Source organism: Kurthia populi, assembly GCF_042686175.1.
Classification (GTDB): domain Bacteria; phylum Bacillota; class Bacilli; order Bacillales_A; family Planococcaceae; genus Kurthia; species Kurthia populi.
Genome location: NZ_JBHUOR010000131.1, coordinates 38,706 through 48,580, shown reverse-complemented (window position 1 = coordinate 48,580; position 9,875 = coordinate 38,706). Strand labels below are relative to the sequence as shown.

Sequence of the window (9,875 nt, the reverse complement as noted above, 5' to 3'; positions counted from 1 at the left end):
GTAATTCCCAATTTGCGCATAAAAATAGAGAAGGTGATGTCAAATTCGACATCACCTTCTCTATTAAAGACTGGAATTTCTACTTATGTCCCAGCCTCTTTTTTAATTCATTAAACTGAAAGGAACGAAATGGGGATGCAAAAATGCACACCTACTATAAGGTCGTTAAATGAACGTATCATGCTACCAATGTAATTTAGTTAATATGTAATTTTGTTTATATGTTTACAAAAAATAAAAAATAACTCAGTCAAATTATTCGAAATCGATCGAATAATCGTAGGGAACTTGATAATTCCATTTTAAGTGCCCTGTAGTAGTCTTATTTTAGGATACTTTAATGAGGTAAATGATAATCAATGAAATCAACTAGAATAAAAAAACGGCTCACAGGGAGCCGTTTTTTTATTTCACTTTTTTAATATGATAATACATACGTGTATCCATATCTACAGTAGGCCGGATTGAACGACCATTAATGACAACCGTTTTTTTATCCTTAGGCATAATGCCGATATACAGGCGATAATGCACACCTTCAGGGCTATGGAATGTCGTTTGACTATTGGCGGTCTGACCATCTGTAAAGCGAACGGTGAGCTTATTCGATACACGCGTCCACGCGAATTTTTCGTCGTTTTCTTGCTGCATCGCTGCGACGCCAATGCCTTCACCCTGTGTAGTTGTGGCGTGATAAATAATGAGTTGCTCATCGCCAAATTGCTTTGTCTCTAAAATATTTTCCTTCCGTGTGCCTTCTTTTTTTAAGCCTTTAAGGAGCGCTTCCTCGCGGCTATCATACCAAGTCAGCTTTTGGTTTGTAGGCGTGGGTGTTTCAGTTGGCGTGGTCGTACAGCCTGTGAGAATAGGAATCATCAGTGCAATTGCGAATAGTTTTTTCATGCGGCCATCACCTCAGTATCCTATACCCCAATTTTAGATGAATTGCACTGCGCGCCCTGTTGGTAACAGCTCAAAAAGAGCCTCCTTTGAGCGCGGGAAGTGTTCGAGTGGCTTGATAATCTGTTTTTGAATTAAGGCCATCGTCGTTTCAAAAAGCCACGGTGTGTCGAGATGGGCCTTTTTTAAAATCGTATCATGCTTGAATAAATGAACTGGGTCCCCTTGATAAAGCAGCTGGCCATCACTGACGACAATAATTTCATCTGCCCATTCATAGGCAAAATTCACATCATGTGTCGATAAAATAATCGTGCGCTCAGGCGTGTGCAGTGTCGATAAAATCTGCATGATTTGCTGTGTATAATAGCCATCAAGTCCAGCAGAGGGCTCATCCAAAATCATCAATTCTGGCTCCATTGCTAGAACACCCGCAATGGCCACGCGTTTTTTCTGGCCGAGACTTAGAAAATGAAGGGGCTTTTTGCGCAAGGCTTCAATTTCAAGAAGATCAATAACAGCATCGACCTTTTGTTTAACGATTTTCTTATCCCAGCCAAGATTGGTTGGTCCAAAGGCGATATCCTGCTCAACCGTACCAGAAAAGAGCTGCGAGTCGGGGTCTTGAAAGACGATGCCCACTTTTTGGCGTAATGTTTGCAGGCCTTTACGTTTATAGTTTAGCGGCACGTCGTTGTATAAAACGGTGCCATTTGTTGGCTGTAAAAGGCCATTCATATGCTGAAAAAGAGTCGATTTCCCGGCACCGTTATTGCCAAGAAGGGCGATTTTTTTCCCCGTTGGAATGTCGAGGGATAAGTCATGTAATGCGGTCGTCCCGTCTGCGTATTGAAAAGTGACGTGCTGAAAAGAAATCGTCATGTAAGAAGCCCTCCTAATATGAAGTAAATAATAAATAAACCGCATAGACAAGCGGCAACACCGTACCAATTACGACGACATACACTATAGCCATACAATGTATCGGTGATTGTATCATCATAACAGCGCGCCTGCATCGCATTGTTGAGCTCATGCGCACGCTTGAAGACATCCTTAAACATCGAAGTAATTAAAAAGCCAATTGACTGAATCCATCGCTTCTTATTTTGATAGCCGAGACGTGACTGCTGTGCCTGATAAATGCGCTGCATACTCGCTAAGAACACGAAAATAAAACGGTACGTTAATTCACATAAATCAACAAATACAATTGGGAATTTTAGTTTTCGCATCGCATAGGTAATGGCGGTAATGGGTGTCGTCAGCGTTAAAAAATACAAACAACTAATGCTTGCGAGCACTGAAAAAAATAAATGATAGGCCGTATGAATACTTGCGGTGCCGATGAAAATCGTCACACCAAAGACGGTCCAATCCGCAACATGGCTCGGTAAATGAGTGGCGGTTGTAAAAGAAATTAAAATTCCTGCAAGGCTCGATAATAAGAAGAAGCCGGGTAGAAGGAGCAGTTTAAGATACGTTATTAGCGGAATTTTTGCGGCAATTAAAATGAAAACACTCATTACGAAAAACGTAATGAGTGAAATCAGCACATCTTTTGTTGAAATGGCAAATAATAAAAATACAAATGAAAAGGCCATTTTTTCGAGTGGATGCACCGTCGCTAAACGATTAACGTAGGCGTATTGATCAATGGGAATCATGCAGATCCTTGTCCACTTTTTTTGAGCGTCCGCGCATTAAACCGCAGAAGTAACCGATAAATCCTGCACCAATTGCCGCTTGTAGTGCAAATAATAAACTTTCAATTTCGCCACTTGGTGGTTCCCAAAGGCTTGAAAACCATGGCTCATAATCTTTGTTGATTTCAGTAATGGCCGCTTCCGCTTCACCATCAGCGCCACCAAACTCAGCGCCTTTTTGAAGGAATAGTGGCACAATGGCTAAAATAATAACGATGGCGATTAATAAGAGATTTTTTTTGAACATTATGCCGCCTCCTTATTTTTTTTGAAAATATTTAATGCTTTTAATTCAGCAATATTGTATTTACGTAAGAAGTTCATGACAACAACGGTTAATAATCCTTCGCTAATCGCAAGTGGAATTTGTGTGAAGGCGAAAATGCTCGCAAATTTACCGAATGATGCGAAAATACCACCAGACTCAGCTGGGAAGGCAAGTGCTAATTGGAAGGATGTCACTACATATGTACCGAGGTCACCAAGCATCGCTGCTAAAAAGACCGCAACAGAGAACGACCAACCAACTTTTTGTGCGCCTTTAAAAACATACCACGCAATGATTGGACCAGCGACTGCCATTGAAAAAGCATTGGCGCCAAGTGTTGTCAGGCCACCATGCGCAAGTAAAAGTGCTTGGAATAGTAGAACGATAGAGCCGACAACACTCATCGCAAGCGGTCCGAATAATACCGTACCAAGGCCCACACCTGTTGGATGTGAACAACTTCCTGTCACAGATGGTATTTTTAGTGCAGATAAGACGAATGCAAACGCGCCAGATAAACCAAGCATCATTTTTGTTTCGGGATGCTCTTTAATCGTTTTCGTGATTGAACGAATCCCTAAAATAATGAATGGTAGCGCGAGTACCCACCAAAAGATGGCCCATTCGACTGGTAAAAACCCTTCCATAATGTGCATCGCATTCGCCCGCGTTGGTACGAGCAGTAAAATGGGCGCGAAGTACATTAATTTTAATAATTTTTTCATGCGAAATCCTCCTTATAAAAGTAGAGGAATGTACGAAAAAAGCCTATCTCCATAACGGAAATAGGCACAAAAAGACAGCATTCATCGTAAGTTTGTCTTTCGTACACCTATCCTCGTAGGCCGAATTGATTTTACGGCAGGTCTCCTGGCTTCGCGTCAACATTTCATTACACCTTCCCATCGTCTAGACAGTGGCATACGCAATGAAACTCAGCATCACAGTTGCGGGACAGCACTTGTTTTTCACAAGTTTCCCTTTTAAGCGAATAATTGATTATCCGCACCGTAAAATTGTATATAATTTTTCGACATTTCGTAAAATAGCTTATCATTGTCGTGGAAATTTGCCAATAACAATTTTTATTTCAATTTATTTGAAATTAAAAAAACTGTATCAATACAGAGAAAACGCTGTAATTTCAAGCGATTTATGTGAATTTTCTTTTGTACTATAACATCATAGTAAAAAAAGATTTGAAAAGTAAGATAATTACCGATATGATGAAAACAAGATTTTTTAAAAACTAAATACTAACGATACATTTTAGAAGTGCCTCGTTGTGAGGATAATAGGGAAAATGGTGAGAAGCCATTACAGCCCCCGCTACTGTAAGAGTGTTGAGGTCATCAAATCCATTGGCTAAAGCTGAGAAGGGATGACGTCATAGACACTTGAGTCAGGAAACCTGCTTTTAAAATCGGACAAAACTTTTCGGAGGGAGAAGCTTTTGGACAAACTTTATTTGCAGTATTTTTTAAATTTGCAAATTTTCAGTATGTTCAGCCTTTTATTCTCCGGAATAGAAGGCTTTTTTTGTTGTCTTCATTGTCCGAATGGGGAGTTGTGAGTGACAAGAAATGGAGGAAGTAGCATGGCACAGGGTAAATTATTCGTCGTCGGGTTTGGACCAGGGGACTTTCAACATATTACGAATCGTGCAGTCGATGTACTGAAAATGAGTGATGTGGTGATCGGGTACAAAACGTATGTCGATTTAATCAAAGATTTAATTACAGCAAAAGCAGTTGTCAGTACAGGGATGACGGAGGAAGTATCACGTGCACAGGAAGCGGTGAAGCAAGCAGAGGCCGGCGAAATCGTATCCGTTATTTCAAGTGGTGATGCGGGTGTATATGGTATGGCAGGGCTTGTGTATGAAGTGTTAATCGAAAAGGGCTGGACGGAAGAAACGGGTATACCGGTTGAAATCGTGCCAGGTATTTCGGCAATCAACTCATGTGCATCGTTACTTGGTGCACCGGTCATGCATGACTCATGTACGATTAGCTTGAGTGACCACTTAACACCATGGGATTTAATTTCAAAACGAATTGAAGCAGCCGCAATGGCGGATTTCGTTATTGCACTGTACAACCCGAAAAGTGGTCGTCGTACGCGCCAAATCGTTGAAGCACAGCGTATTTTACTTGAATATCGTCATCCGGATACACCAGTTGGCCTGGTAAAAAGTGCGTATCGTGATTCACAGCATATTACGATGACGACCTTATCGGAAATGCTGACGCATGACATTGGCATGTTGACAACCGTTGTTATCGGGAATTCATCAACATTTTTCTATGATAATAAAATGATTACGCCTCGTGGCTATCAAAAGAAATATACACTAGGCGAAGAAAAGCAACCGCTTAAGCCGCATCAGCGCTTGAAGAAGGAAGCAGAACCATGGGCAATGGATCAGGAGACAGGGCGTTCTTATGAGCCCGTAGCACCTGCACCAGAAAAAAAGCCTGAGCCATTAAAGCCTGCCGAGTCGGCCCTATCTTTAGCGGAGGAGGCACTTGGTTGCTTAGGTGTCGAGGTTTTTGAGCCAAAGCACTATGTGCATCAGAAAATGGAATCGATTTTTGAATTAGCCGTTAGTCCAGGTGTGGCTAATAAAAAAATTACGCCACAGCAAATGATGACACTCGCAGATGTTGTCGGTGAAAAAGGCACGATGGAATATACGCCAGAGCATGAATTCATTTTGCGCATTCCAACGACGGCCCCTGAGCTTATTACGGACCGTTTGAAGGAATCAGGCTTACTAGTTTCACCATACGGCGACGTGGCACGTATTAAAGCGTGTGATTTCTGTGATGGTGAAAAGGCGGATTCAATTCCATATGCAGAGGAGCTACACAGCGTTCTTGGCGGTATGAATTTACCGAAGGAATTAAATATTGGCTTTAATGGCTGTGGGATGGCATGTTACCGCGCGGTGATGGATGACATTGGGATTGTCTACCGTAAAGGGGCCTTTGATGTCTTTATCGGCGCGAAGCCAGTTGGTCGTACCGCGCATCCTGGTCAGCCCGTTGTCGAAGGCTTATCAAAAGAGCAGCTTGTGCCAATGGTAGAAGGGCTTGTGGCGGAATATAAAGAGAATGCGCATCCAAATGAACGATTATTTAAATATTTCAAACGCGTGAAGAAACTAGGCAACTTTGTCTATCAGGATATTGCACCGAAAATTAAAATTGCTCCTGCACCATGCGGAGATTAGGAGATAAAGCGTATGTTATTTTTAGCTGGAACAAGTGATGCTCGTGCACTCGCTGTTCGTCTAGCTGCACACTATGATGTGCTTGCAACCGTCGTGACCGATTCGGCGGCGAAAAGCTTAACAGATGAAGGCATTCCTACCTTTGTTGGGCGTTTAACAGCTGAGGAAATGGCCGCAAAGGTGAAAGAACGCGGTGACGACATGATCGTTGATGCGAGCCATCCATTTGCAGAAGAGGCGTCAAAAAATGCGCAGGAAGCTGCGAAGTTAGCGGATGTACCGTATTGCCGCTATGAGCGTACATCAGAGGATTTTACAAATCCACTCATTACAGCGGTTGAAACGTATGAACAAGCGGCAGATGTCGCACTCGCTCGTAAGGGGAACGTTATGCTACTAACAGGCAGTAAGACGTTGCAAATTTTTGCAGATAAATTAGTTGGTGTTGACGGTATTCGCATGATTGCGCGTATGCTACCGCGTCTAGACAATATGGAAAAATGCGCCGCACTTGGCGTTGAACAAAAAAATATTATTGCGATGCAAGGACCGTTTTCTCGTGAGCTGAATGAGGCGCTATATAAGCAGTTTGACACGACGCTAATGATTACGAAGGAAAGCGGAAAAGCTGGCTCCGTAGATGAAAAAATTACGGCGGCGCTTGATTTAGGCATCGAGGTTGTACTCATTACACGACCGAAAATTCAATATGACAATGCATTCGACACATTTGAAGCAGTCGAACAATTTATAGGGGGAATTTTACATGACAAATGATACAGAGCAAAAAGAATTATTTATCAATACCGATAACTTCAATACGGATTTTACACCGCTTACAGTTGAGCCAAACCGTATTTATGACTATAGCTTTGAAACGATTTTAGAAGAGTATGGTCCACATGATTACAATGACGATGAATGGTCAATTATTCGCCGTATCGTCCATGCTTCAGCGGATTTTGAATTAGGAAAAAGTGTAATTTTACATCCGGATGCGATTCGTGCAGGTGTGGAATCAATTCGTGCAGGTCGTCCGGTTATTGCTGATGTGCAAATGATTCAAAGTGGCTCAGGACGTAAACGATTCCAAAAACATGGCGGCGACTTATTCTGTCATATCGCCGATGAGGACGTATCAAAAATGGCGAAAGAGCATAATACAACGCGTGCGATTATTTCGATGCAAAAAGCGGCTCGCTTACATGAAGGTGGTATTTATGCCATTGGGAATGCGCCAACTGCTTTACTTGAACTGATTCGTTTAATTCGTGAAGGCATCGCAAAACCAGACTTAATTATTGGGATGCCGGTTGGTTTCGTATCAGCGGCTGAGTCAAAAGAAGAGCTTGCGAAAGTAACAGAAGTACCATTCATTACAAATGTAGGGCGTAAAGGCGGTAGTACGGTAACTGTTGCAGCGCTAAATGCGATTTCGATTATGGCGGATCGTCAAGACTAGCGTGGAGAAACGAAAGAAAAAAGACCCGAAAGATATGCGCTCGGGGTATACGACCGGCGCCTGTGCAACGGCCACCACAAAGGCCGCACTTATTGCACTACTGACGGGCGAGGAGCAAGAAACGGTAACTATTTTTTTACCGGTCGGCAAGTATGCGACATTTACGATGGAACATACCGTACATGTTGGGGATGCGGTGCGATGCGGCACAATTAAAGATGCGGGCGATGACCCGGATGTGACGCATTTAGCACTTATCGAATCGACCGTATCGTTTATCGATGGGGAAGACGTTGTACTAGATGGTGGCATCGGTGTAGGGCGTGTCACAAAGCCTGGTTTACCGGTGCCTGTAGGGGAGGCAGCCATCAATCCAGTACCACGAAAGATGCTACATGAAGTCGTAAATGAAACACTTGCACAATTTGGTGTGAAGCGTGGGGTGAAGGTCGTCATTTCTGTTCCGGCAGGAGAGGAATTGGCGAAGAAAACACTGAATGGACGTCTAGGAATTCTAGGCGGCATTTCGATTTTAGGCACGCGTGGCACCGTCGTACCATTTTCAAGCGCTGCGTATATGGCGAGTATTTCCGAAGCGGTCAGCGTGGCACATGCTGCCGGTCAGCAACATTTAGTGCTGACAACTGGTGGGCGTAGTGAACGCTATGCGATGGCGCTGTTTCCGGAGCTTGCAGAGGAATGCTTTATTGAAATGGGCGATTTTGTAGGACATGCACTGAAGCATTGTAAAAAGCATGACATTAAAAAAGTAACGCTCGTTGGCATGATGGGGAAATTTTCAAAAGTCGCACAGGGTGTCATGATGGTGCATTCAAAAAGCGCGCCGATTGACTTTAACTTCCTTGCAGAGCTTGCAGGCGATGTTGGAGTACCAGAGAATTTGCAAGACGAAGTACGCGCGGCAAATACGGCCTCACATGTTGGTGAAATTATGTCCGAGCATGGCTATGATATCTTTTTCAATCATTTATGTGAGGCATGCTGTTACTCGGCGATTCATCATACCGGTGGCGGCATCGAATTAAGTACCTTTATTTATTCCATGAAGGGCGAACAACTAGGAAGGGCTGAGAACATTGACAACATCGATCAAATTGATTGGCATCGGGGATAGTGGTGTCGATTCATTAAGCACAGAAAAGAAACAATTCATCGAAGACAGTGATGTGTTAGTCGCAGGAGAGCGTGTTCTCGCCTTCTTCGATACATATAACGGCAAGAAAATTGTTATTAAAGGCGGGCTAAAAAAGGTCGTCGCAGACATTTTAGCGTCACAGGGAAATATCGTCATTTTAGCGTCAGGTGACCCATTATTTTACGGCATTGGCAACTATCTTGCATCAAAAATGACACTAGAGGTATACCCGCATTTAAGTTCGGTTCAATTAGCGTTTGCGCGTCATCAATTGTCATGGCAAGACGCCAAAGTTGTGAGCTTACATGGCCGGTCAATAAAAGGCCTCGCACAAAAAATAAATGGTGAGAAAAAAGTTGCGCTGCTGACAGATGACATCAATACACCCAATGCCATTGCCGATTATTTACTTGATTTTGGCTTTCATGAATACCGCGCCTTTGTGGCAGAAAATTTAGAGGGGGCCGATGAGCGCTGTCGCCATTTTTCATTAGAGGACATGCGTACAGCCGAATTTTCACCGCTAAATGTCGTTATTTTACACGCCACAGAAGCGCCGAAAGTTTGGCCACTTGGCATTGAGGATGAGGAATTTTCACAGCGTAAGCCCGATAAAGGCTTGATTACGAAAAAGGAAATTCGTGTGTTGTCGATTCAGCAGCTAAATGTCAAAGAGGATTCGATTGTGTGGGATATTGGTACGTGCACAGGGTCGATGGGCATTGAAGCCGGACGCATCGCGAAAAACGGTGCGGTGTATGCTATTGAAAAGAATGAGCCTGACTTAGCCAATTGTTTAGAAAATCAGCGCAAATTCCGCGTGGATATGACCGCTATTCATGGCAAGGCACCGGAGCGTTTGGATGAATTTCCAAATCCAGATGCCGTATTCCTTGGCGGTACAGGCGGCAATATGAAAGATTTACTCGCGACGATTGCGGGCCGTTTAAATGAAGGTGGACGCATCGTTTTAAATGCAGCAACGATTGAAAACTTAGCAAAAGCTGTTGAAACATTTAAAGAATTAGGGCTTACTGTATCGATTATTCAAGCGCAAATTTCTCGCAGCAAACCAATTTTAAATATGACACGCTTTGTGCCATTAAATCCAATATACATTATTACAGCAGTTAGGGAGGAAATTTAAC

The 9,875-nt window shown here is 43.1% G+C and carries 10 protein-coding genes and 2 riboswitches; of the genes, 5 read left to right on the top strand and 5 right to left on the bottom strand.

Annotated elements, in window-relative coordinates:
• Window positions 1-405: 405 nt before the first annotated feature.
• The 5 genes from ACFSY7_RS15950 to ACFSY7_RS15930 are packed head-to-tail and all read right to left on the bottom strand — an operon-like array spanning window position 406 to window position 3,599.
• Window positions 406-903, bottom strand: coding sequence for a hypothetical protein (locus ACFSY7_RS15950; protein WP_380148629.1), 498 nt, complete (start codon window positions 901-903; stop codon window positions 406-408).
• Window positions 904-936: 33 nt separating this feature from the next.
• On the bottom strand, window positions 937-1,782 hold the full coding sequence (locus ACFSY7_RS15945; RefSeq protein ID WP_380148627.1) for an energy-coupling factor ABC transporter ATP-binding protein: 846 nt from the start codon (window positions 1,780-1,782) through the stop codon (window positions 937-939).
• Complete coding sequence (gene cbiQ, locus ACFSY7_RS15940) at window positions 1,779-2,567, bottom strand: cobalt ECF transporter T component CbiQ (RefSeq protein ID WP_380148625.1); 789 nt, start codon at window positions 2,565-2,567, stop codon at window positions 1,779-1,781. The genes ACFSY7_RS15945 and cbiQ overlap by 4 nt, the downstream gene beginning before the upstream one ends.
• Window positions 2,554-2,853, bottom strand: a complete 300-nt coding sequence (locus ACFSY7_RS15935) for an energy-coupling factor ABC transporter substrate-binding protein (protein WP_126991600.1) — start codon at window positions 2,851-2,853, stop codon at window positions 2,554-2,556. The genes cbiQ and ACFSY7_RS15935 overlap by 14 nt, the downstream gene beginning before the upstream one ends.
• Window positions 2,853-3,599: an energy-coupling factor ABC transporter permease gene (locus ACFSY7_RS15930; RefSeq protein WP_126991601.1), complete on the bottom strand. Its 747-nt coding sequence runs from the start codon at window positions 3,597-3,599 to the stop codon at window positions 2,853-2,855. The genes ACFSY7_RS15935 and ACFSY7_RS15930 overlap by 1 nt, the downstream gene beginning before the upstream one ends.
• A gap of 118 nt (window positions 3,600-3,717) precedes the next feature.
• Window positions 3,718-3,902: riboswitch (cobalamin riboswitch) on the bottom strand.
• Window positions 3,903-4,130: 228 nt separating this feature from the next.
• A riboswitch (cobalamin riboswitch) is annotated at window positions 4,131-4,307 on the top strand.
• 164 nt (window positions 4,308-4,471) lie between these two features.
• Here ACFSY7_RS15930 and cobJ point away from each other — a divergent pair.
• The 5 genes from cobJ to cbiE are packed head-to-tail and all read left to right on the top strand — an operon-like array spanning window position 4,472 to window position 9,874.
• Entirely contained in the window at window positions 4,472-6,109 is a 1,638-nt protein-coding gene (gene cobJ / locus ACFSY7_RS15925) for a precorrin-3B C(17)-methyltransferase (RefSeq protein ID WP_126991602.1), read from the top strand.
• 12 nt (window positions 6,110-6,121) lie between these two features.
• Window positions 6,122-6,886, top strand: coding sequence for a precorrin-6A reductase (gene cobK, locus ACFSY7_RS15920; protein WP_139994196.1), 765 nt, complete (start codon window positions 6,122-6,124; stop codon window positions 6,884-6,886).
• A complete protein-coding gene (locus ACFSY7_RS15915; protein WP_380148621.1) occupies window positions 6,876-7,571 on the top strand; it encodes a precorrin-8X methylmutase in 696 nt (231 codons plus the stop codon). Before cobK ends, ACFSY7_RS15915 begins: the two co-directional genes overlap by 11 nt.
• Window position 7,572: 1 nt before the next feature.
• On the top strand, window positions 7,573-8,706 hold the full coding sequence (locus ACFSY7_RS15910; protein ID WP_380148620.1) for a cobalt-precorrin-5B (C(1))-methyltransferase: 1,134 nt from the start codon (window positions 7,573-7,575) through the stop codon (window positions 8,704-8,706).
• The gene (gene cbiE / locus ACFSY7_RS15905; protein ID WP_126991605.1) at window positions 8,669-9,874 is read left to right on the top strand and encodes a precorrin-6y C5,15-methyltransferase (decarboxylating) subunit CbiE; all 1,206 of its coding nucleotides are present in this window, start codon (window positions 8,669-8,671) and stop codon (window positions 9,872-9,874) included. Before ACFSY7_RS15910 ends, cbiE begins: the two co-directional genes overlap by 38 nt.
• The last annotated feature ends 1 nt before the right edge of the window (window position 9,875 follow it).

What these genes read in the sequence shown, in the direction of transcription:
- cbiQ (WP_380148625.1), bottom strand. Translation starts at nt 2,567, where the DNA reads ATGATTCCCATTGATCAATACGCCTACGTTAATCGTTTAGCGACGGTG.
- cobK (WP_139994196.1), top strand. Translation starts at nt 6,122, where the DNA reads ATGTTATTTTTAGCTGGAACAAGTGATGCTCGTGCACTCGCTGTTCGT.
- ACFSY7_RS15930 (WP_126991601.1), bottom strand. Translation starts at nt 3,599, where the DNA reads ATGAAAAAATTATTAAAATTAATGTACTTCGCGCCCATTTTACTGCTC.
- cobJ (WP_126991602.1), top strand. Translation starts at nt 4,472, where the DNA reads ATGGCACAGGGTAAATTATTCGTCGTCGGGTTTGGACCAGGGGACTTT.
- ACFSY7_RS15915 (WP_380148621.1), top strand. Translation starts at nt 6,876, where the DNA reads ATGACAAATGATACAGAGCAAAAAGAATTATTTATCAATACCGATAAC.
- ACFSY7_RS15935 (WP_126991600.1), bottom strand. Translation starts at nt 2,853, where the DNA reads ATGTTCAAAAAAAATCTCTTATTAATCGCCATCGTTATTATTTTAGCC.
- ACFSY7_RS15950 (WP_380148629.1), bottom strand. Translation starts at nt 903, where the DNA reads ATGAAAAAACTATTCGCAATTGCACTGATGATTCCTATTCTCACAGGC.
- ACFSY7_RS15945 (WP_380148627.1), bottom strand. Translation starts at nt 1,782, where the DNA reads ATGACGATTTCTTTTCAGCACGTCACTTTTCAATACGCAGACGGGACG.